The sequence below is a fragment of the Agrobacterium sp. 16-2014-1-2a genome (assembly GCF_053522705.1).
This window is the reverse complement of sequence record NZ_JBNWBX010000003.1, coordinates 104,474-127,338: the sequence shown is the minus strand read 5'-3', so window position 1 is coordinate 127,338 and position 22,865 is coordinate 104,474. Positions and strand designations below refer to the sequence as shown.

19 protein-coding genes are annotated in these 22,865 nt (G+C 60.1%); 11 read left to right on the top strand and 8 right to left on the bottom strand.

Features of this window, described 5'->3' with window-relative positions; translation table 11 throughout:
• Position 1: 1 nt before the first annotated feature.
• On the bottom strand, positions 2-1,309 hold the full coding sequence (locus ACQZ45_RS12195; RefSeq protein ID WP_448742259.1) for an NtaA/DmoA family FMN-dependent monooxygenase: 1,308 nt from the start codon (positions 1,307-1,309) through the stop codon (positions 2-4).
• A 359-nt stretch (positions 1,310-1,668) separates the two neighbouring features.
• On the opposite strand from ACQZ45_RS12195, the gene ACQZ45_RS12190 reads away from it, so the two are divergent.
• The 8 genes from ACQZ45_RS12190 to ACQZ45_RS12155 all read left to right on the top strand — a co-directional run bounded on the left by ACQZ45_RS12190 (position 1,669) and on the right by ACQZ45_RS12155 (position 11,385).
• Positions 1,669-2,724 carry an ABC transporter substrate-binding protein gene (locus tag ACQZ45_RS12190; RefSeq protein WP_065687810.1) on the top strand — a complete coding sequence of 352 codons (1,056 nt, stop codon included), beginning with the start codon at positions 1,669-1,671 and terminating at the stop codon, positions 2,722-2,724.
• Between the two features lie 7 nt (positions 2,725-2,731).
• The gene (locus ACQZ45_RS12185; RefSeq protein ID WP_065687809.1) at positions 2,732-3,628 is read left to right on the top strand and encodes an NmrA family NAD(P)-binding protein; all 897 of its coding nucleotides are present in this window, start codon (positions 2,732-2,734) and stop codon (positions 3,626-3,628) included.
• On the top strand, positions 3,619-4,788 hold the full coding sequence (locus ACQZ45_RS12180; protein ID WP_065687808.1) for an LLM class flavin-dependent oxidoreductase: 1,170 nt from the start codon (positions 3,619-3,621) through the stop codon (positions 4,786-4,788). The genes ACQZ45_RS12185 and ACQZ45_RS12180 overlap by 10 nt, the downstream gene beginning before the upstream one ends.
• 93 nt (positions 4,789-4,881) lie before the next feature.
• Positions 4,882-6,081: a M20 aminoacylase family protein gene (locus tag ACQZ45_RS12175; RefSeq protein WP_019564768.1), complete on the top strand. Its 1,200-nt coding sequence runs from the start codon at positions 4,882-4,884 to the stop codon at positions 6,079-6,081.
• A 34-nt stretch (positions 6,082-6,115) separates the two neighbouring features.
• The gene (locus tag ACQZ45_RS12170) at positions 6,116-7,705 is read left to right on the top strand and encodes an ABC transporter substrate-binding protein (protein ID WP_065687807.1); all 1,590 of its coding nucleotides are present in this window, start codon (positions 6,116-6,118) and stop codon (positions 7,703-7,705) included.
• 296 nt (positions 7,706-8,001) lie between these two features.
• Positions 8,002-8,340 (top strand): DUF3088 domain-containing protein, encoded by a 339-nt coding sequence (locus tag ACQZ45_RS12165; RefSeq protein WP_026330699.1) that lies wholly within the window; start codon positions 8,002-8,004, stop codon positions 8,338-8,340.
• 41 nt (positions 8,341-8,381) lie between these two features.
• On the top strand, positions 8,382-9,977 hold the full coding sequence (locus ACQZ45_RS12160; protein ID WP_111788629.1) for an ABC transporter substrate-binding protein: 1,596 nt from the start codon (positions 8,382-8,384) through the stop codon (positions 9,975-9,977).
• Between the two features lie 55 nt (positions 9,978-10,032).
• Positions 10,033-11,385 (top strand): LLM class flavin-dependent oxidoreductase, encoded by a 1,353-nt coding sequence (locus ACQZ45_RS12155; RefSeq protein ID WP_113291585.1) that lies wholly within the window; start codon positions 10,033-10,035, stop codon positions 11,383-11,385.
• A 16-nt stretch (positions 11,386-11,401) separates the two neighbouring features.
• Here the strand turns inward: ACQZ45_RS12155 and ACQZ45_RS12150 are convergent, their stop codons facing one another.
• The 7 genes from ACQZ45_RS12150 to ACQZ45_RS12120 form a co-directional block, all read right to left on the bottom strand.
• The gene (locus tag ACQZ45_RS12150) at positions 11,402-12,373 is read right to left on the bottom strand and encodes a LysR substrate-binding domain-containing protein (protein ID WP_065687804.1); all 972 of its coding nucleotides are present in this window, start codon (positions 12,371-12,373) and stop codon (positions 11,402-11,404) included.
• Positions 12,374-12,392: 19 nt separating this feature from the next.
• The gene (locus ACQZ45_RS12145) at positions 12,393-13,631 is read right to left on the bottom strand and encodes an acyl-CoA dehydrogenase family protein (RefSeq protein ID WP_065687803.1); all 1,239 of its coding nucleotides are present in this window, start codon (positions 13,629-13,631) and stop codon (positions 12,393-12,395) included.
• Between the two features lie 70 nt (positions 13,632-13,701).
• Positions 13,702-14,757, bottom strand: coding sequence for an aldo/keto reductase (locus ACQZ45_RS12140; protein ID WP_003511118.1), 1,056 nt, complete (start codon positions 14,755-14,757; stop codon positions 13,702-13,704).
• 18 nt (positions 14,758-14,775) lie between these two features.
• The gene (locus tag ACQZ45_RS12135) at positions 14,776-15,711 is read right to left on the bottom strand and encodes an ABC transporter ATP-binding protein (RefSeq protein ID WP_065687802.1); all 936 of its coding nucleotides are present in this window, start codon (positions 15,709-15,711) and stop codon (positions 14,776-14,778) included.
• Positions 15,689-16,687, bottom strand: a complete 999-nt coding sequence (locus tag ACQZ45_RS12130; protein WP_003511115.1) for an ABC transporter ATP-binding protein — start codon at positions 16,685-16,687, stop codon at positions 15,689-15,691. The genes ACQZ45_RS12135 and ACQZ45_RS12130 overlap by 23 nt, the downstream gene beginning before the upstream one ends.
• The gene (locus ACQZ45_RS12125; RefSeq protein WP_003511114.1) at positions 16,684-17,679 is read right to left on the bottom strand and encodes an ABC transporter permease; all 996 of its coding nucleotides are present in this window, start codon (positions 17,677-17,679) and stop codon (positions 16,684-16,686) included. The genes ACQZ45_RS12130 and ACQZ45_RS12125 overlap by 4 nt, the downstream gene beginning before the upstream one ends.
• Positions 17,676-18,665, bottom strand: a complete 990-nt coding sequence (locus tag ACQZ45_RS12120) for an ABC transporter permease (protein ID WP_065687801.1) — start codon at positions 18,663-18,665, stop codon at positions 17,676-17,678. The genes ACQZ45_RS12125 and ACQZ45_RS12120 overlap by 4 nt, the downstream gene beginning before the upstream one ends.
• Positions 18,666-18,934: 269 nt before the next feature.
• Here ACQZ45_RS12120 and ACQZ45_RS12115 point away from each other — a divergent pair, with 269 nt between their 5' ends.
• The 3 genes from ACQZ45_RS12115 (at position 18,935) to ACQZ45_RS12105 (ending at position 22,858) form a co-directional block, all read left to right on the top strand.
• Positions 18,935-20,542, top strand: coding sequence for an ABC transporter substrate-binding protein (locus ACQZ45_RS12115; protein WP_065687800.1), 1,608 nt, complete (start codon positions 18,935-18,937; stop codon positions 20,540-20,542).
• Positions 20,543-20,654: 112 nt separating this feature from the next.
• Positions 20,655-21,686 (top strand): ABC transporter substrate-binding protein, encoded by a 1,032-nt coding sequence (locus ACQZ45_RS12110; protein ID WP_065688005.1) that lies wholly within the window; start codon positions 20,655-20,657, stop codon positions 21,684-21,686.
• Positions 21,683-22,858 (top strand): acyl-CoA dehydrogenase family protein, encoded by a 1,176-nt coding sequence (locus ACQZ45_RS12105; protein WP_065687799.1) that lies wholly within the window; start codon positions 21,683-21,685, stop codon positions 22,856-22,858. Before ACQZ45_RS12110 ends, ACQZ45_RS12105 begins: the two co-directional genes overlap by 4 nt.
• Positions 22,859-22,865 lie beyond the last annotated feature (7 nt).

Here is a 22,865-nt window from a genome sequence, read left to right as displayed (position 1 = left end):
GTCAGTCCGGTTGAGGCAGGTCGTATCTCTCGCGTATGGTCGTGCCTTCGTATTCGCGCGGATAAACGCCGCGGTCTTGCAGCACCGGCACGACTTGTTCGACGAATTCGGCGATATCGTCAGGGGCACGGGGCGGCTGCAATGTGTAGCCGTCAACCGTTCCGTCCTGCCAGAGATCGATGATGCCGTCCGCCACCTCTTCTGCTGTGCCGAGCAGCAGCCGGTGATGCCCCTCCGAGCGCCGCACGGCCTCGCGGGCGGTGAGCTTTTCATGGGTCAGCAGTTCGGAAAGGCCAAGCCCCATGCCGACAGCCCATTGTCGGTTCTGGTCGGGAATGAAGCGCTCGCCATCCAGTTTCGCATCGGGATCGAAATCGCGGGGATCGATACCGTTTTCCTTGGCGAAGCGTGCCAGAAGACCGTCTTCCGAGCCGGTTCCGCTGTAGAGTTCGTGTTTGCGCAGCGCTTCCTCGCGCGTCTCGCCGAGAATGACGACGAGGCCGGGAACGATGCGGATGCGGGAGGGATCGCGGCCGAAAGACACTGCGCGGTCACGGACCTTTTTGCCAAAGGCCTGGCCGGCGGGACGGGACAATATGTTGCAATAGATGATCTCGCCATGACGTGCCGCCAGATCGATGCCGCCCTCGGAAGCGCCCGCCTGGGCGATGACGGGGTGCCCCTGCGGTCCACGAGGGACGTTGAGCGGGCCTTTGACATGAAAATATTGCCCCTCGTGATCGATGGTCTCGGCCGTCGCCGCATCCCAGAAGCGGTCTTCCGGTATCTCGCCTTCGCGGCGCGGATCCCAGCTCGACCAGAGCTTTTTCGCGACATCGAGAAATTCCGTGGCCTTGGCATATCGCTCATTGCGCGGCGGCAGCGGGTCGTTGCCGAAATTGGCGGCGACGTTCGGATTGAAGGAGGAGACGATGTTGACGATCAACCGACCGCCCGTGACGATATCGATGGATTGCGTTCGTCTCGCAAAATTATAGGGCGAGTTATAGGTGGAGGACACCGTCGCCACGAATCCGATGTCCGGCACCTGTGCGGTAAGCGATGTGGAAAGGATGAGCGGATCGATGGTGTGAAACGGCCGGCTTGTCGGGTCGGTCAGCAATGCCGGGTGATCCGAAAGGAAAACGGCGTCGAACCGGCCTTTGTGAGCCAGTTCCGTCAGTCGCCGGTAATAGCCGATATCGTTGATATCGTGCCGGTCTCCGCTCCTGTATTTCCAGGCATTGGCGAGGTATCCGGTGGTATTGATGCCGACATTGAGATTGAGCCGGCGTTTGTTCGTGCTCATGCTGCCACTTTTTCTTTCAGGTCTGTTGGATTGCCGGCTTGCGGTTCCGACACAATTGCGGGGAAGCGTAACAGCCGGGGTTCCGGTCGCGAGTTAAAAATCCTTGCTGTCAGGAGAAGAAAAACTTCCCAGCCATGGCCGACGCTCCCAAGGAAAGGCTCACATCGCGTGCCGCTCTTCGCCGAAGTATCGCTTGCGAATGACGCCGTTTCCGAAAGGATATTTTACCGGAAGTACGAAGCCATGATGATATGGAAACGAATTTCCTCAATGGCCTCTCAAATAGTACACTTTATCTATAGAAAATATTTTATGGCGTGTAGCGTGTCGTAGAGATCGCAATTGAGAGGACGAACGCCATGGCTGATGCGGCCCTTCGCCAGATAACCCACCCTGAAACCGTCTGGTACACGCGCTGCCCGGCGCCAACGCCGCTTTCCATCGCGGCGCAGCTTGGCTGGATCGAGGAGAGTTTCGCCGGCCACGGCATTACTGTTTCTTCCATTCGCGATGCGGCGGATCCGGCCATTCGCCAAAGCCATTTCGATCACCGTCTGGACTGGTCATTCCGTCAGGGCGGTAATATTCCGCCTATCTGGGCAAAATCCGGCGGACGCCAGACGCGTCTTGTCGGTTTGACCAGGACCGACGAGTTTCAGGCGGTCATAGCGCTGCCAGCCAGTGGTATAACAAAGGGCGGCGAACTGAAGGGCCGGCGCATCGGGCTGCCGAAACGACCGAACGAAACCATCGACTTCCAGCGCGCCACATCGCTCAAGGGCATCGTGTCGGCACTGACCGTTTCCGGCCTTTCCGTGGCGGAGGTCGAGCTGGTCGATCTCACCGCAACCGAGCCGGTGCTGCTCGGACCGGCTGACGACAGGTTCCATGGCCTGCGCCGACGGCTGCCCTATGGGGAGGAGATCGCGGCATTGCATCGCGGAAAGATCGATGCGTTTTTTGTCAAAGGAGCGGAGGGCGTCACCGTCGCCAATCTCATTGGCGCGCACGTCGTCGTGTCGACCGGGTTTCACCCCGATCCGAAAATCCGCATCAATAACGGCACGCCACGTCCTTTGACTGTAGATGCCACCTTTGCCGATGAAAGGCCCGATCTCGTCGCCGACCTCGTGGCCACGGTACAGCGGGTTGCCGGCTGGGCGAACGCCAATCCGGCGGAAGCGGTGCGTTTCATCGCCCGCGAGATCGGTGTCAGCGAGGAAGCGGTTATCGCCGCCAACGGGGCGGATGTGTACCGTAACCTGAGGCTCGATCTCGATCCGGCGGAGCTGGATGCGCTCAGCCACTTCAAGGATTTCCTGCTGGAATGGAAATTCATCCCTGACGATTTCGATGTGAACGACTGGGCCGATCCGCGCGCGCTTTCTTTACTGCAACAGGCTGCGGCGAAGTGAGGGCGTCATGACAGCAACCATTCTTGTAACGGGTGCAACCGGCAAGCTCGGCCAACGCGTCGTCAGCCGCCTTTTGCAGAAAGAGGCGAAGGTTAGGGTGCTGACCCGCCGGGGTGAGGACGCGCTCAAGCTTTGGGGCGACAGGGTGGATATTTCGGAGGGGAATTTCTCCGATCCGGCCAGCCTGAAAGAGGCCTCACGCGCAACAGACACGGTGTTCCTGCTTTCCCCAATCGGTGAAACGCTGGCGGCGGACCAGAAAGCGGTCATCGATGCCGCTCTCTCCGCCAGCGTATCGCGGATCGTGAAAATATCCGGTTCCGACTGGACCATCGCCAATGCCGCACGCTCCATCTCGGGTGCCGCCCATGCCGAGGTCGAAAAACATCTAGCCGGGAGCGGCATTGCGCATACGGTGCTGCGGCCGAATGCCTGGATGCAGGTGGCGCTGGAACCCGTCGTCGCAGCACTACGCCAGGGGGAGGATGTGCCCGCCCGTTTCGGCGATGCGGCAGTTTCCTTCATTGATGCCGACGATATAGCCGATGTGGCGGTTCACGCCTTGACTGCGAGCACGTCTGTTTCCGGCACCTTGGTGCTAACCGGCGGTGAAGCCTTGACGGCACTGGAAATCGCCCGCATCGCGGCCCGTATCCTGCATCGCCCCGTGGGGATATCGCATCATTCCGCTTCGGTTTTTCCACCGCATATCGGAGCTTTCGAACAGAAGGCGATTGGTGAATTCGGCCAACTTATCCGCGAGGGCCTCGCGGCCCCCGTCAACGACAACATCGAACGGATTACCGGTCGTCAGCCCCGCAGCGTGGAGGCCTATTTGCGCGCCCGGCTGGCAGCGACCACCCCGCAGGGTAATCATTCCGAGGGAGAAAAGACATGGCGCTGACTGTTTCACTGCCTGAAGGTCCCGAACTGAAAAGCCCCACTGATTTCGAAGACAGCCCGCTCAGCCGCGCGGTGAAGCAGCCACTGATGCTGGGGCTGTTCCTCAATCTGCAGGACATCAACTTCTCCAGCCTGCCAACCAGCAATAGCTGGACCTTCGACTACAATGCGGAACTGGTGAAGCGCGCGGAGGAGCTTGGTTTCGAAATCGCCTTCAGCCGCACGCAATGGCTGCCCAAGGGCGGTTATGACGGCGAATCCTCGCTCGACAGTTTCATTGCGCTGGGCGCCATGGCGGCGGTCACCAAGAGCATTCTTCTGATCTCCACCATTCATGTGCTTTACGGTCCCCTGCATCCGCTTCATCTCGCCAAATATGGCGCAACGCTGGATCATATCGCCAGGGGACGATGGGGCATCAACATCGTCACCGGCCATCGCGCCATAGAGCATGAAATGTTCGGCTGGCAGCGGATCGACCATGACAAGCGCTACGACATGGCGGACGAGTTGTTCGATGTGCTGCATCGCCTGTGGGGAGAAACCGAAAACTTCTCCTACGAGGGCAAGCTTAACCCCTGGGCCATCAACAACGGCTGGATAACGCCGAAGCCCGCCTTTGGCCGCCCGCCGCTGGTGACGGCGACCGGCTCGCCGGCCGGTATCGATTTCGCCGCCCGCCATTCCGATCTGGTTTTCGTTACCTCGCCCGGCGGCGCGCATATCGACAGCGCGCTGGAAACGCTTCCCGATCATATCGCCACCATCAAGAACCGCGCCAAGGCCTATGGCCGTCAGGTGAAGACGCTCATCAATCCGATCATCGTCAGCCGCGATACGGAGAGGCAAGCGATCGCCTATGCCGACGCCATCGAGGCGGGAAAACCGCAGCCCGGCACCCGTGCCTTTGCGACCAACAATTACGACAGCGACGCCCATGCCTGGCGGGGTCGCGGCGATGCGCGCCACAAGCAGGGGCGCAATCTCGGCGGCAATATCGAAATCATCGGCTCGCCGGAGCAGGTGGTCGAGCAGCTTGTCGGCTTGAAAAAGGCTGGCATCGATGGCGTGCAGCTGAATTTCTACGATTTCCGCGAAGATCTCGAATATTTCGCTGAGCGCATTCTGCCCTTGATGAAGGAGGCTGGCCTGAGGCTCTGACGCCTCTCCGGCCTCAGATTTCCAGTTCTGAAGCTTAGCACTTCGCAATCACAGAGATTGCGAGAACGATCTTTTTTGCCCTGAGGAGATACCGTGAATATTGCCGTCGATCCCGTCAAAACGCCCGCGCCGAAAGTCATAGACCGGATCGGGACCTATGTTCCCGAACTCGTCTCCATCCGCCACGATCTGCACCAGCATCCTGAAATCGGTTTCGAAGAGGTGCGCACCTCCGGCATCGTCGCCGAGAAGCTCACCTCCTGGGGCATCGAGGTGCATCGCGGTTATGGCAAGACCGGCGTGGTCGGCGTGCTGCGTGGCCGTCATGCTGGCAACCGTTCAATCGGGTTGAGGGCGGATATGGATGCCCTGCCGATGCCGGAAGAAACAGGGCTGCCTTATGCATCGGTCTATCCCGGTAAGTTCCACGGCTGCGGGCATGATGTGCACACCACCATATTGCTTGGCACCGCCCGTTATCTGGCGGAAACCCGTGATTTCGCCGGCACGGTGATTTTCATTTTTCAGCCCGCCGAAGAAGGACTGGGTGGCGCGCGCGCCATGATCGCCGATGGGTTGTTCAAGGATTTCCCCGTTGATGAAATTTACGGGCTGCACAATTCCTCCCATGCAGCACCCAACCATCTGAAGGTTTCGCCCGGCACCATTCTGGCAGGCGCCGATTTCTTCGATATCCGGCTGAAGGGCAGGGGCGCGCATGCGGCTCACCCGGATGTCTCGCGTGATCCGGTGCCGGCGACGGGTGAACTCATCCAGGCCTTGCAGACCATCGTCAGCCGCAATGTGCCGCCGACCGATCCGGCCGTCTTGTCGATCACCCGCATCGAGGCGGGATCTGCCTATAACGTCATCCCCGAAACGGCCTCGATTGCAGGCACGGTGCGGGCCTTCTCCGACAGCGTGCGCGAGACCATAAGGGGCCGAATCCGCACGATTTCCGATCACATTGCCGCCGCTTATGGGCTCACCGCCGAGGTGGATATTCGCGACATATTCTCGGTTCTGACCAATGACGACGCGTCGGTGGAGATTGTGGCCGGGGTGGCGCGCGAAGTTCTCGGAGACGAGCGCGTTTCCACCGAGCCCAGCCGCTTCATGGGCAGCGAGGATTTCGCCGACCTCCTGAAACATGCGCCCGGTGCGTTTTTCACCCTCGGTCATTCCGGCACCGTGCCGGCCCATAATCCCGGTTTCATTGTCGACGATGCCATCCTGCCGGTCGGCGCCACCTTGTTTGCCCGGCTGGTCGAAACCCGGCTGAAGCCTGCCTGAAAATTTGAAAACAAGCCTGCAAGAGGAAACATCCATGGATATTACAAGACGTAAGACATTGCTTTTGAGTGCTGCGCTAGGTGCGGCCATGCTGCTGCCATCCGCGCCGGTGCTGGCGGCGGAGACGCCGAAAAAGGGCGGCATTGTTACCCTTGCGGGCCTCGGTGAGCCGACGACGCTTGTGCCGCTTTCCGATTCCAATACGCGCACGCGCGCGATTTCCACCAAAATCCTGGAAGGATTGGTGCGCTTCGACAGCGAGTTCAAGCCGCATCCGGTTCTCGCAGAAAGCTGGGAAACCTCCGCCGACGGGCTGCGCTACACCTTCAAGCTGCGCAAGGGCGTCAAATGGCATGATGGCAAGGATTTCACTGCACAGGATGTGAAATTTTCCCTGCTTGCCTTCAAGAAGGTGGGCCCACGCGGCCGTATCACTTTCGCCAATGTTGCCGATATCGAAACGCCCGATCCGCTGACGGCGGTGGTGGTGCTTTCCAAACCTGCGCCTTATCTTCTGCGGGCGCTGACCGGTGGCGAAACGCCCATTTTGCCGGCCCATGCCTATGCTTCGGAAAACTACAATGAAAGCCCGAATGGCAACGCGCCCGTTGGTACTGGCCCCTTTGTGTTTGAGGAATGGAAACGCGGCAGCTATGTGAAGCTCAGGAAAAACCCGAACTACTGGCAGGCCGATCTTCCCTATCTAGATGGCTTCGTGGCGAGGTTCGTCGCTGACGCGGCCTCCACCACCATCTCGGTGGAAACGGGCGAGGCGGATTATACCGCCGATGTCTCCTACAGCGATCTGGAGCGTTTGCGGCAGAATCCCAAGCTTTCGGTGGAGGTCTATACCGACTCCTATCTCAATAACGCCGCCATATTCGAGTTCAATCTGGAGAACCCGATCCTCGCGAAAAAGGAGGTGCGGCACGCGCTGGCACATGCCATCGACCGCAATTTCATCAACGACGCGATCTTTTTCGGCACGGCGAAACCCGCCGGTTCGAACATTCCAGCGGTATTCACCGCCTATAATGACGAGAAGCCCTTTACCTATCCCTTCGATCTGGCCAAAGCGAATGAGCTGCTGGACAAGGCGGGGTATCCGAGGGGTGCGGATGGCACGCGTTTTTCGCTGCGGCTGGCCTTCCTGCCCTCCGACGTTTTCCGCAAAACCTCCGAATATCTACGCTCGTCCTTCGGCAAGCTCGGCGTGAAGGTGGATATCGTCGAAGGCGATCTCGCGACCTTCATCAAGCGCGTCTATACGGAGCGCGGTTTTGACCTGACGGTGAACGGCATCAGCCGGTTGTTTGATCCGACAGCGGGCGTGCAGCGGCTCTACTGGTCCGATGGCATCAAGAAACCCGCGCCATACGTCAATGCCGCCCACTACAACAATCCCAGGGTGGATGATCTTTTCCGCGCCGCTGCGATTGAAGTGGATGAAACGAAACGGGCGGGGCAGTTCCACGATATCCAGAAAATCACCGGTGACGAATTGCCGAATTTCTCTATCGTCGCCCTGCCGACCGTCATTCTGCGCAACACCAGCCTGCAGTCTCTCGTCACCACCATCGACATTGCCTATGGCGATCTGTCGACGGCCTGGAAGAACGAGTGAGCGTTTTGCATATGGCAATAAAAAACCCGGCAATTTTGCCGGGTTTTTTATTGCTGAAAACGGCCCTCCGGCCTTTTTTCACTATCGCGGGATAACGGCGTTTTCGGGAAAAACGTTGCCTTTGGAACAGGCCGGCAGGAACGGTGATGCCAATTATCGGAACTCTAAAAAAATCAATTTCTTCAATAATTTAGGGCGAAGGAATTCTTCGTTTTGCGGGAAGAATAGCTTTCTGGACCTCTGATTTCTCTGCCTGCACTGTGTCCATGAAATCTCACCCGCACACGATGGATGCCATGGCCAAGGATACGCTTTTTTTGATCGCCCCCGGTTTTGAAGACCCCAAGCACCCCGGTGTCCGGTTCGTCTGCCCGCATTGTAACCAGATCGAAGGCCTGCTTGCCGCCTTTCCGGACCTTGCCGCCGGGATCGATATCCACCGGGTCGGTTTTCAGCGTCCGCGCGAAGCGGTCATCGCCGTCGTGGGTGAGGAAAACCAGTCGTTGCCGCTGTTCGTCTTTACCGGCGATGCACCAGCCGATGCGACGACCAAAGGCGACACGCACTTCATTCAGGACACGAAACGCATTTTGCAAATCCTCGCCGAGCGTCACGGGTTCCCGCAACTGCACTGAGATGCCGCACCCCGCACATCGGATTTTTATCGGAGATAGACATGACCTTTTCCAGACGCCAGTTTCATAAAATTGCACTCGCCGCTGGCGCTTTCGTGGCGCTTCCCGGCGGTTCTTTCGCTGCTGCTGAAGAGCCCGTTTCGGGCGGTACGCTCAAGATCGTCTATTTTCCCGAGCCGACGCAGCTCGTGGCAATCAATACCAGCGCGGGCGGTCCGCAGTTCATTGGCTCGAAGATTTATGACGGGCTTTTGACGTACGATTACGAACTTTCGCCTAAGCCGAGCCTTGCCAAAGAATGGAGCGTTTCCGCCGACGGGCTGGAATATGTCTTTCATCTGCAGCCGAATGCGAAGTTCCATGACGGCAAGCCGGTGACATCGGCGGATGTGGAGTTCTCGATCCTGCGGCTGAAGGAAGCCCATCCGCGCGGCCGGGCGACTTTCTCGCATGTTGAAAGCGTCGATACTTCCGATCCGCTGGTCGCGAAGGTGAAGCTTTCCAAGCCGGCGCCGGGATTGATAACCGCGCTCGCCTCGTCGGAATCGCCTGTTGTGCCAAAGCACATCTTCGAGACCTTCAAGCCGACTGACAATCCAAAACCCGCCCAGATCATCGGCAGCGGCCCCTTCGTCCTGAAGGAATGGGTGCCGGGCAGCCATATTCTTCTGGAAAAGAATGCCGACTACTGGGACGCGTCAGGTCCTTATCTCGACCGCGTCATCATTCGCCTCATCAATGATGCGGGCGCTCGCGCGGCGGCGCTGGAAACCGGAGAGGGCGACATTGGCCCGAACCCGGTGGCGCTTGCCGATCTGGAACGGCTGAAATCCATCCCGACGCTGAAGGTGGATGACCGCATCTACGCCTATGCCGGCCAGCAGAACCAGCTCGTCATCAACCTTGAGAACGAATATCTCAAGGAATTGAAGGTGAGGCAGGCCATTGCCCACGCGATCGACGTTCCGGCGCTGATCGATACCGTGCTTTACGGTTACGCCGTGCCATCGCCCACGCCGATCAGCCCCGGCCTTGCGAAGTTCCACAATCCGGATATCGGTTTTGCGAAATTCGACGTCGCGCTGGCGGAAAAGCTGCTGGATGAGGCGGGCTTTCCGCGCAAGGATGGCGGCAAGCGCTTCAAGCTCAGGGTCACCACCAACCCGTTCAACCCGCAGACCTATTCGGATTTCATAGCGCAGGCGCTCTCCAAGATCGGCATCGAGGCGGATATCCAGAAATTCGATTTCGGCACCTATGTGAAGGTCGTTTATACCGATCGCGCCTGGGACCTTTCAGTCGAATCCCTCTCCAATACCTTCGATCCGACGGCTGGCGTGCAGCGTGTCTACTGGAGCAAGAACTTCAAGATCGGCCTGCCATTCTCAAATGCCAGCCACTACGCCAATCCGGAAGTGGACCGGCTGCTGGAAGCGGCCGCGGTGGAGCCGGATATCGAAAAGCGCGCAGCCTTCTTCAAGGAGTTTCAGGCCGTCGTCGCCAAGGATCTTCCCGTCATCAATCTCGTTTCGCCAATCCAGCCGGTCGTCGGCAGCGTCCGCATCAAGGATTACGCGACAGGGGCGGAGGGGCTCAGCGGCAATCTCGCCAAAGCCTGGGTGACGAAGGAGGCGTAAGCGCATCCTCACCTCTCGTTTAAAGCCGCGTCAAAGTTGAAAAGGGTTCATCGCCATGAGCAGAAAATCCGAGAAGCTGGTCCTCAATGCGTTCATCTATCCGGGTGGGCACCATGAAGCAGCCTGGCGCCACCCCGAGTCGGAGCCACTGCGCGTCACGGATATAAGGCTCTACCAGGATATCGCCCTCAAGGCCGAGGCGGCAAAGCTGGATGCCATTTTCTTTGCCGATGCGCCGGTGCTGGACGCCAATATCCGCTATGCCGCCCGGCACCGGCTGGAACCGATCACCATGCTGGCGGCCTTGGCGGCCGTCACCGAAAAGATCGGCTTCATTGCGACGGCCTCCACTACCTATTACGAGCCCTACAATCTCGCGCGGCTGTTCGCCTCGGTCGATCATATCAGCGGCGGCCGGGTGGGCTGGAACATCGTGACGACCTCGGCCGATGCGGCTGCCGGAAACTTCAATCTCCAGCAGCATCCGCCGCATGCCGACCGTTACCGGCAGGCGACTGAGTTCGTCGATGTGGTGACGAAGCTCTGGGACAGCTGGGAAGACGATGCCATCGTCGCCGACAAGGAGAGCGGTCTTTTCGCCGATACCGACCGCATCCATCCCGCCAGTCACGAGGGCGAGTTCTACCGGGTGCGGGGCGCGCTCAACCTGCCACGCTCGCCGCAGGGCAGGCCGGTCTATGTGCAGGCCGGCTCTTCGGAGGACGGCCGTGGCTTTGCTGCCCGGTATGCCGAGGCAATCTTTACCGCGCATCAAACTCTGGAGAGTGCGCGGTCTTTTTATTCCGACATAAAGAGGCGCGTGGCGGCCACGGGGCGCAATCCCGCCCATGTGAAAATCCTGCCGGGGATCAGCCCCTTCATCGCCTCCACCGAAGAGGAGGCGCGAAAGCTCGAGGCGAGTTTCAACGATCTCATCCAGCCGGCCTTTTCGCTTGGGCAGTTGCAGCGCATTACAGGCATTGATCTCTCATCGGCCGATCTCGATCAGCCGTTGCCGAAGGAGGCGGTGGAAGCGACGCGCGCGCAGGCGGACAGCAGCCGGCATCAATTGGTTCTCGATGTCATCGACCGGGAAAATCCGACGATCCGGCAATTGCTGCACCGGCTTGCCGGCGGGCGCGGGCACAAGGTGATTTCGGGAACGCCGGAACAGGTGGCAGACTGGATAGAGACCTGGTTCCGTGAAGGTGCTGCCGACGGCTTCAACATCATGCCGCCATGGCTGAATGGCGGGTTCGATATTTTCGTCGACGAGGTCGTGCCGATCCTCAAACAGCGCGGGCTGTTCCGCGAGGATTACGAGGGCGACACGCTGCGTGATCATTACGGCCTGCCCCGGCCGGAAAACATCCATACGACCAGGGAGTTGCAAAGGGAACGCGCCTGATGTGGGACGGGCGTGTTCAGGCGGCGGCTTCGAGAGAGCGTGTATCCTCGCGCAACAAGGCGAGTAGAGATGCGATTTCCGGCAGCCGCCGCCTGTCAGGACTGGTCAGAAGATGATACCGGCTGGCGGTCGGCTGAGGCACACCGAAAGGTGCGATCAGACGGCCGGTTCGAAGCTCTTCGGAAATGAGCGAGTGGCGCGCAAGGCCGATGCCGTGGCTGGACAAGAGTGCCTCTATCAGCGCGGTCTGACGCGAAAAGCGCGGTCCTGCTGCGGAAAGCCGAAGCGGAATGCGGCAGGCGCGCAGCCAGTTTGCCCATTCGAAGGCAGCATCGGTGCCGTTGCCGCGCAACATCGCAAAAGAGATATCCCGAAGCCGCTCGGGTTCACCACCAAGCTGGTAGCGGGTCGCAAAATCCGGAGTGCAGACGGCACTGACGGTGTCGGTAAAAAGCGGTTCGTGGATGAAACCGGGGATTTGTCCGTGGGTCGCTACGATCGCGCAATCGGCATCGAAATGGGTGAGGTCGATGGTATCGCCCTCGAGAGATTCAATCGAGATATCTACGTCTCCAAGGGCTGGAACGATGGTTCCCAACCGCGGCGCCAGCCATCGGGCCGCAAAACAGCCTTCCGCCAGAACCTTCATCTGCCGCCGGCCGCCGGAGGCCATGAGATCGGAAAGGCTGCCAATCATCGTCTCGAAAGCGTCCGCAAGGCCGGGGTAAAGCGTGCTGCCGGCCTCGGTCAGCACCAGTTCGCCGCGCTGGCGGCTGAAGAGTGTTTGCCCGAGATGGGTTTCGAGAATGCGCACCTGCTGGCCGATTGCGGCAGTCGAGACATGCAGTTCTTCCGCCGCCCGCGAGAAGCTGGCGTGACGCGCGGCCACGACAAATGCGCGCAGGGCCGTCAGCGGCGGCAGCCGGGAAAGCGTCGGCAACCGGAAAGCCGCTCTTGCGACCGAAGGAGGGATGAATTCCGTTCTCATGGCCGTTTTCCCTTCATGGCTAGAATACACGGCCTTCCCTAAGGTGCGTCGTGGTGCCGTTGAGATAGTAGTCGCCGATGACACGCGCCTTGTGGGCAAGCGGATTGTGGTTGTAGACCGTGCGGATGTTGCGCCAGTGGCGGTCGAAATTCCGCTCGCTGGACGTCGCCGATCCGCCGCCCAGTTCGTAAAGGTTGGTGGCGACCGTCAGCGAAAGCTGCGATGCGATGATCTGGGTACGGGCGGTGGCGAGAGAACCTTCCAGCAAAGCCGCTTCTATCGCCTCTTCGTCGCCGCTGGAAAAGGCGGCGGCGGTCCTGTCGAGCGTTCTTGCCGCCTCGCGGATCAGCGTCTTGACGGCGAAGGCACCGGCGCTGATCTCTCCGAGCATCTTCTGCACAAAGGGGTCCTGATTGGCGGTTTCGGCGCTGCTGTGGAGCGTGGTGCGCGCCTGGCGCAGAACATAGTCGATGCCATCGTTGAGTGCACCCTGAACGGCACCGGCGGCAGAGGCAGCGAGATGCAACTGTCGCATGGCCGAGCTGTGGCGCCCGATCTGGCTGCCGAGCTTGCGGGTCGTCAGTTCATGCGGGAGAACCTCGACATTTTCAAGCAAAACGCCGCCGCTTGCCGTCATGCGCTGGCCCATGCTGTCCCAGTCGTCGAGAATGGTGATCCCGGGCCGATCAAGCGGAATGAGGACGCCGATCGGCTGTTCGTCGTCGCCGACAGCGCTAAAGGTGCCGAAATCTGCGAAGGCGGTGCCGGTCGCATACCATTTGCGGCCGTTCAGACGATAACGGTCGCCATCGGCGCTGAGGCGCGTGGTGATTTCGCCGGGGCGTTTGGTGCCCTGTTCCGTGCTGGCGCCCGCAAAGAGCTTGCCGGTGAGGACATTTTCCAGGTGCCGCCGATCCTCGAGCTCGATCGGTGTGAGAGCGAGGTTTTCGGTGAAATTGAAATGGCTGCGGAGTGCGTGCGGAATATTGCTGTCGGCTTCCCCGAGGATCATCAGCACTTCTATATAGTCCGCAATCGAGCCTCCCGGCCCACCCTTGGCCTCGGGGATGCGCAGCGTGCCGATCCTGGCTTCTTTGATCAGGCCGAAGATTTCGAAGGGAAGTTCCCGCTGACGCTCACGGCGAGCGGCATCCTTGGCGGCAACAGCCGCAATGTCCCTGGTGCGGGCCAGAATGTCGTCTCGGCTCGGCACGCCGGAATTATCGGTGGTTGCGGTCTGTATTTTAGGATTGGACATTGCGGATTTTCCCTGAGCGGATGTGATGACCTGCGGCACGGTCGCGCCGCAGGCATTTTCTTCTGGACGATCAGGCGACCGCGCGCGGCTTGACGACCGGGCGGGGAGCCGGTTCGATATTGCGCGGCACGCGGCCTTCGACGGGATGGCTCGGATCGTTGAAGCCGGGTGTCGAGGGATGGCCTGTCGTCACAAGGCTGTCGACCAGCGCCTCGTCTTCCGCATCGATCTTCACATCGAGGGCGCGGACGTAACCGTCCCAATGGTCTTCAGTACGCGGGCCGGTGATCGCGGCGGTGACGAACTTGTTGTTCAGCACCCAGGCGAGCGCAAAATCCGCTGCCGAAACACCCTTTGATGCGGCGTGCGCCGCAACCTTCTGGGCGATTTCGACCGACTCGGGGCGCCATTCGGTTTCCAGAACCCGCTTGTCGCCACGGCCGACACGGGTATCTGCGCCCGGCTGCTCACCCGGCTGATATTTCCCGGTCAGCACGCCACGTGCCAGCGGCGAATAGGAAACGACGCCCAGCCCGTAATTATGTGCCGCGGGCAGCTGCTCGGCTTCGGCTGTGCGGTTGACGATGTTGTAGAGCGGCTGGCTGGCGATAGGCCGGTCGATGCCGAGCTGATCGGCCAGATGCGAAATTTCGGCGATGCGCCAGCCCCGGAAGTTGGAAACGCCGAAATAGCGCAGCTTGCCCGCACGGATGAGATCGGCAATGGCGCGTACCGGCTCTTCCAGCGGCGCGTCGAAGACGGCGCGGTGGAAATAGAGGATATCGATGTAGTCGGTGTTGAGACGGCGAAGCGAATTCTCGACGGTCTCGATCACCCATTTGCGCGAATGGCCGCCAAGGTTCGGACCCTTGGTGTGGGAATTGACGAATTTCGTTGCCAGAACCCAGTGATCGCGACTGGCCTTGATACCGCGACCAACGACTTCTTCCGACTTGCCGTCGTGATAGACATCGGCAGTGTCGATGAAGTTGATGCCCTGCTCGCGTGCCTTGTCGATGATGCGGAAGGCCACGTCATCCGGCGTCGGGCCTCCGAACATCATCGTGCCGAGGCTCAGCGGTGAAACTTTCAGCGCGCTGCGTCCGAGATAGCGATAGTCGACCATTATGGTTGCTCCTTCAGTTTATTGGGCATGGTGGCAAGCCACGGCGTGGTTCTTGCCGAAAAGGGTGTAATCCGGCGCTTTTTCGCGACAGAGATCGGTGGCGAGCGGGCAGCGGGTGTGAAACCGGCAGCCGGATGGCGGGTTGTGGGGGCTCGGCAGGTCGCCGGAAATGGGCGCTGCCTGCTTGCGGCGCGCGGGATCGGGAACGGCTGCGAGAAGCGCACGGGTATAGGGGTGTTTCGGCGAGGCCCAAAGCTCCGCGGTCGGCGCGCTTTCCACGATCTTGCCGAGATACATGACCAGAACGCGATCGGAAAAATAGCGTACGACCGAAAGGTCGTGGGATACGAAGAGATAGGACAACGAAAGCCGTTTCTTCATCTCCACCAGAAGGTTGAGGATCTGCGCCTGGATGGAAAGATCGAGCGCCGAGACAGGCTCGTCGCAGACGACCAGTTCCGGCTCGAGAACGAGCGCCCGGGCAATGCCGATGCGCTGGCGCTGGCCGCCGGAAAACTCGTGCGGATAGCGGTCGAGTGCATCAGGCGGCAGACCCACCTGCGCGACGATCGCCTCGACGATCTCCCGCTGTTGCTCCCTGTCGCCAATGCCGTGCACCTTCAACGGCCCGGTAAGGATGGTTCGCACCGTCTGGCGTGGATTGAGCGACGCGAATGGGTCCTGAAAGATCATCTGGATGCGGCGGCGGATGCCGCGCAGCTGCGACGACGACATCGCCGTGACATCGGCGCCCTTGAAGGTGATCCTGCCGGAAGTGGGCTCCACCAGCCGCATCAGCGACTTGCCGAGCGAGGATTTGCCGCAGCCTGATTCACCCACCAGCGCCACGGTCTCGCCCGCCTCGATGTCGAGCGACACATCGTCGACGGCGCGGACTGTTCCGCGTCCTCCCGAATAGTGGGTGGAAAGACTATGCACTGACAAGAGCGTCATCGGATACCTCTTGGGATGTGGGGGATACGAAGGGGCAGGCGGCGTAGCGGCCTTCCGAGACGAGCCTCAGCGGCGGTACGAACTGCCCGCAGAAACCGCGGGCGCTCGGACAGCGTGGCCGGAAGGCGCAGCCGCGCTCGCCCGTAGCGGAAACGATTGAACCCGGAATTTCGATGAGTGGCCCGTCGCGATAATGCTGGCCGTCTTCAGCGCGCGGAGAGGCAGCCAGCAGGCCGCGCGTATAGGGGTGGTAAGGATTGGAGAAAACCGGTTCAGGCAATCCTTCTTCCACCTTGCGGCCGGCATACATGACCATGACCCGATCGGCCCATTGCGCCACAATGCCAAGATCGTGGGTGATGAGGATGACGGCCATGTTGAGATCGCGGCGCAGATTGTCGAGCAGCTGCAGGATCTGCGCCTGTATCGTCACGTCGAGCGCGGTCGTCGCCTCGTCGGCGATCAGCAGTTTGGGATTGCAGGCAACGCCGATGGCGATCATGACGCGCTGGCGCATGCCGCCGGAAAGCTGGTGCGGATAATCGTCCACGCGGCGCTGAGCGTCGGGAATATTGACGAGGTCCAGAAGCTCGATGGCGCGTTTGCGCGCCTGGTGCCTGTCGATCCTTTCATGGATGCGCAGCACCTCGACGATCTGTTCGCCCACCGTCAGGACGGGGTTCAGCGATGTCATCGGTTCCTGAAAGATCATGCCGATATCGCGGCCGCGAATGCCGCGCCATTGCCGCTCGGAAAGCGGCAGGAGATCGCGGCCTTCGAGCAGAACACGCCCGCCGGTTTTTGCATGCGACGGCAACAGGCCGATCAGGCCGAGCGCAGTCAGCGATTTTCCCGAGCCGCTTTCGCCGACGATTGCCAGCATTTCGCCGGACTCCACATCGAAGCTGACGCCCTTGACCGGTTGGGCTGAGCCGAAGCTGACGGAGAGATCGTGGACTTCGATAAGTTTGCTCATCGGCGTTCCTCCGAAAAACGGGGGTTTAGCGCATCGTTGAGACCGTCGCTGATGAGGTTCAGCGAAATGACGGTGAAGACGATGGCGAGGCCGGGAAGGGCGGTCAGATACCAGGCGGTGCGAATGACGTCGCGTCCCGACCCGATCATCGAACCCCAGGAAACACGGTTGGGGTCGCCAAGTCCCATGAAGGAAAGGGCTGCTTCCATGAGGATCGCACCCGCCACCATGACGGAGGAGGTGACGATGATCGGCGGCAGGGCGTTGGGCAGAATTTCCTGAAACACGATACGCGCATGGCCATAACCGAGGCTTCGTGCGGCAAGCACATAGTCCTTCTCGCGGATGGCGCGGAATTCGGCGCGGGTCAGGCGCGCAACAAGTGGCCAGGTAATGATGCCGATTGCCGAGGTTACCGTGGTGACCGAAGGCTGGGCGATGGCGACGAGCACCACCAGCAGCACGAAGTTCGGCAATGTCTGGAAGATTTCGATGATCTTCACGAGAATATCGTCGATGACGCCACCGAAATAACCGGCGAAAGCACCAATTGTTATGCCGATCGTCAGCCCGATCAGGGTGGCAACGACACCGACGGTGAGCGAGATGCGTGCGCCGTGCACAATGCCCGCCAGCACATCACGCCCCATGGAATCGGTGCCGAGCGGATAGGCTGGATTCTGGCCGGGCCAGAGGAAGGGGCGGGCCACCATTTCCAGCGGATCGCCCGGATAGATCAGCGGGGCCGTGACAGCGGCGATGAGGACGGTGGCAAGGAACAGCAGCCCAACGATAGCGTTGGGATTGGTCAGGAAAATCTTCAGTTCCCGCCGCAAGCCGCGCCGCGGCACGGAGACGGAGCGGGCTGAAAGCGCGTCCGGCGCATGGATATAGGGCCAGACTTTTTCTTCAGGTTTTTTAGGTTTGGGATTGCTCTCTTCGGCACTGAGTTCGGCCGCGTCGAGAACTGCTGATGTCTGGGAGGAATTCATCGGCTTTCTCCGATGCGGGGGTCGAGCCATGCCTGCAACAGGTCCACGGCGGCATTGACAATGATGACGACAAGGGAAGACAGAAGCAGAATGCCGAGCAGCACGCTGAAATCGCGGGCCATGACGGCCTCGAAAGCAAGACGGCCAAGGCCTGGCCAGCTGAAGACGGTCTCGACCACGACCGCACCGCCCAGCAGGCCGCCAATATGCATGCCGGCCATGGTGGTGATCGGGATGAGCGCGTTGCGCAGAATATGGCGTGTGGTGAGCCGGAAGGGTGAAACGCCTTTTGCCCGTGCCGTGCGCACATAGTCCTGGGATTTGACTTCCAGCATCGCCGCGCGCGTGAGGCGGGCATAAATCGCCAGAAAATAAAGCGCCAGCGAAAGGGCGGGGAGAACGATATAGCGCAGCCTGTCCAGAAGGGCGTCGAGGCCGGTGAGGCTGCTGCCGATGGTGCTGTCGCCGCCAGACGGAAGCCAGCCGAGCTTGACCGAGAAGGTGAGGATAAGCATCAGGCCGATCCAGAAGCCCGGCACGGAATAAAAGATTAGCGAGCCAATCGAAATGATCCGGTCCGGCAGCTTGCCGGAAAAGAGCGCCATGATGGAGCCGAGGAAAACGCCGACGAAAATCGCAATGCCAAGTGCTGCTCCCATCAGCGCCAGCGTGCCGGGCAATCGCTGGCCGATAAGATCGGCGACCGGCATGCCGTAGCGGGGTGAAAAGCCGAGGCTGAACTGGGCCAGATTGCCGAGATAGTTCATGAGCTGATGGACGACCGGCAGGTCGAGCCCGAAGCGTGAGCGAATTTCGGCCATGGTCTCGACGGTCGCCGAACCCGCTTCCGCGGCCAGCACGTCAGCCGCATCACCAGGCGCCAGCTGCAGCAGGAAGAAGTTCAGGATGACGATACCGAGAACCGTCGGGACGGCCTGAATGGCCACCCGCCTTGCCTGCGATAAAATCCGTTTCGAATTCGACATCGGCTCCAGTCCATTCGCTTGAAAACATGAAATCGGCCCGTAAAGGCGTTGGTATTAGTTGACTAATTTTATGGAATTTGTCAAAGAGTAATAGAATTATTTTCTGAAATTTACGGAAAAATGCGCCATAAAGAAAAGATAATTCCTATTTATGAGAATGGTTGGTGCTTCATGCCAATCTCACTCTCGTCTGCGGAACAAACTTCTTCCCAAGCGCGGCCGTTCAGTTTTGCCGGTTTTTCGCCGGTTCAATTAAGGAGAGGTATCGCATGACTGTTTTCAACCAGACGACGCGCCGCGGATTTCTGCTGGCGTCGGTGGCGCTTGGCGTGGTGTCGTTGCCGGGGCTGAAGCTCAACGCAGCAGAGCCGGCAAGCGGCGGAACGGCCACTTTGCTCATCTCATCGGAGCCGCCGGTTCTGACGACGATCGCGCACACGGCCTATAATTCCGTCTACATATCGCCCAAGGTCACGGAAGGGCTGCTGACCTATGATTTCGACCTCAATCCCAAGCCGCTGCTGGCCAAATCATGGGATGTCAGCGGCGATGGCCTGCGTTACACCTTCAATCTGAGACCCGGTGTAAAATGGCATGACGGCAAGCCTTTCACATCTGCCGATGTGGCGTTCTCCATCAACACCATCAAGGAAGTGCATCCGCGCGGGCGCAATACCTTCCTGAACCTCACCAGTGTCGAGACCCCGGATGATCTGACGGCCGTGCTGGTTCTTTCCAAGCCTGCGCCGTATCTGATAACAGCGCTTGCCGCTGCTGAAACGCCTATCGTGCCCAAGCATCTTTATGAAGGCACGAAAGTTACCGAAAATCCCATCAATCTCGCGCCTGTTGGCACCGGCCCGTTCAAGTTCAAGGAGTGGGTGCGGGGCAGCCATATCGTTTTTGAGCGCAATGCCGATTACTGGGATGCGCCGCGCCCCTATCTCGACAAGCTGATTGTTCGCTTCATTCCTGATGCTTCGGCCCGGGCGATTGCCATCGAAACCGGTGAAATCGATCTCGCTCCGAGCACCCCGGTCGCCTATAGCGATCTCGACCGCCTGAAGGAACTACCGAGCCTCGGCTTCGAGACCAATGGCTATCAATATACCAATTCGATCAGCCGCGTGGAGTTCAACCTCGAGAAGGACGTGTTCAAGGATGTCCGCGTCCGCCGCGCCTTCGCGCATGTCATTGACCGTAACGTCATTTTCAACACGGTCAATTATGGCTATGGTGCGACGATTACCGGACCGATCAATCCGAAGCTGACGAAATGGTTCGTGGACGATCTGAAGACCTATCCGATCGATCTGAAGGCGGCCGAAGCGCTGCTGGACGAGGCGGGATACAAGCGCGGTGCGGATGGCATCCGTTTCAAGCTCAATCTGGACTATGTGCCGAGCACCGAGGCCTATCCGCGTGGCGCGGACTATATTCGCCAGGCGCTGGCGAAGGTCGGTGTGGATGTGACGGTGCGGACGCAGGATTTCGCCACCTATACCAAGCGCATCTACACGGATCGCGATTTCGATTTTGCCTATGAGGGCATGAGCAATCTCTTCGACCCGACCGTCGGTGTGCAGCGGCTATACTGGTCGAAAAACTTCAAGAAGGGCGTGCCCTTCTCAAATGGCGCCGCCTACAGCAACCCCAAGGTGGATGCGCTGCTGGAAGCTGCCGCTGTCGAGATCGATCCGGACAAGCGCGTCGCGCAATGGAAGGAAATACAGCAGATCCTCGTCGATGACGTTCCTGCCATCGACATCGTTGCGGCACCTGAAATCACCATCTTCAACAAGCGCATTGCCGATCACACGATCGGTGCCGAAGGCGTCGCGGGCAGCCTGGCCTTCGCGCATATCGCGGCATCCTGATCGTCTCGCCAGCCCCTGCCCGCCGTTTGCGGCGGGTAGGGATATCTCCCTTTCGTCGACGGGCACCGCAGCATCGCTTTCTGGTGTCATCGTTTTCATCGAGGCCAAAGCCATGAGCACGACACTTTCTGAAATCTGGTACACACGTTGCCCGGTGCCCACGCCCGTGGGGCTTGCGGCGCAGCTCGGTTATCTCGCACAGACCTTCGAGGATGTCGGAATATCGCTGAAATCCATCATCGATTCACCGGATCGTTCTGTGCGGCAGAGCCACTTCAACCACACGCTGGAATGGTCCTTCCGCCACGGCGGTAATGTGCCCCCTATCCGCGCCCGCTCGGAAGGGCGCAATACGCGTCTTATCGGCATTACCTGGACCGATGAGTTCCAGGCGATCATCACCCTTCCGGAAACCGGTATCCGCTCGCTTGCCGATCTCGTCGGCCGCCGTTTCGGTGTGCCGCGCAGACCTGATGGGATTGTCGATTTCATGCGAGCGACAGCATTGAAGGGAATCGTTTCGGCGCTTTCGCTGGAGGGCCGTAAGGTCGAGGATGTCGAGCTGAAGGATATCGTGATCAAGGATTCCGTGCTGGCGACACAGGAGGGACCATCCCTTTTCGGCCTGAAGCGGCGACAATCGTTCGGTGAGGAGATCATCGCGCTGTTGCGAGGTGAGGTCGATGCGATTTTCGTCAAGGGTACTGCCGGTATCGCCGCCGCGAACCTGATCGGCGCCGTGCAGGTGGCGGAATTCGGTTTTCACCCCGACCCGAAGATACGTATCAACTCCGGCTCTCCCCGCGTGCTGACAGTCGACGGTCGGCTTGCCGATGAGCGCCCCGATCTAGTGGAGCGGCTGGTTGCCGCCATTGCCAAAGCCTCGCTCTGGGCGGAGCAGCATCCGGAAGAGACCCGCCGTTTTATCGCGCGCGAGGCGGGTGCGACCGAAGAGCAGGTTCTGGCCGCCAACGGCCCGGATGTCCACCGCCATCTAGGTCTTAGCCTCGATGCGGACCTCGTCGCCGCCGTCGGCCATTACAAGGATTTCCTGCATCAATGGGGTTTCCTTGAAAACGACTTCGATCTCGCTGCGTGGATCGATGACCGTTTCGTCACGACCAGTGAAAGGGCGGTGGCATGAGCGGCGCTTTATCCGCCGTTCCGAGCCCGGAGCAGCACTTGAATCCCGTCGCCATCGCAACCGCGCTCGCCGAAGATTTCAGCCTGACTGCGGCGGAGTATGACAAAAGCGGCGAATTCGCCGCCGGTAATTTCGAGGCGCTTTTCAAGTCTGGCCTGCTTGGTCTCGTGACGGCTGAAAAGGACGGTGGCTGGGGGGAGGGCATGGAAACCGCGCATGCCGTCATCGCCGCCATTGCCAAGGGTGATCCGTCAACCGCCCTCATCCTTGCCATGCATTACAGCGTTCATGCTGCCATCCGGCGCGGCAGGTGGCCGGCAGATCTCGCGGCAAAGGTGCTGGCCGCCAATAACAGGGAGCGGGCGCTTCTGAACAATGCACAGGCAGAGCCGGGGATCGGTTCCCCGGCCCATGGCGGCCTGCCGGAAACGACGGCGCGGATCGAGGGCGATTTCTGGGTGGTCAATGGCCGCAAGAGCTTCGTCACCGGCCTGCCGGGTCTGAAATGGGCGATTGTACTTGCCGTCACGACGGAAGAGGTGCCGCGCCTGATCCAGCTTCTGGTCCCGCTCGATGCGCCGGGCATCGGCCGGGAAAAGGCATGGGAAGCGACCGGAATGTATGCCACCGCCAGCGACGATCTCCTGCTTGAGAATGTGAGGGTGCCGCTCGCCGATATCGTTGCCGAACAGCCGGCGGACGAGCCGTTGCGGCGGGATGAGGCGGACGGTTACAATTTCTTCGTGCTGCTGGCCTCCGTCTATCACGGTGTCGCGCTTTCGGCGCGTGACGCCCTCTTGCGCCATCTGACAGGCCATGTTCCGGCAAGCCTCGGCGCGCCGCTGTCATCCATTCCCCGTATTCAGGAAGGTCTGGGCGAGATCGAGGTGCTTCTTGCGGCCAACAGGCGTCTGCTCCGCTCCGTCGCGCGTGATGTCGATGCGGGTGAGAGGGTAGGCACGGATGCGCTCGCCGTTCGTCATGTGGTGATCGACAATGCGGTGGCGGTGACGGATCTGGCGCTGGAGCTTGGCGGCAATCGCGGCCTTCGCCGGGACTATAATCTCGAGCGGCATCACCGCGACGCCATAACGGCAAGGGCGCATGCGCCGCAAAGCCACATGATCCGAACTATCCTCGGCCGTCAGAGCATCAAGGCTGTTGGCGGCTGACCGTAGA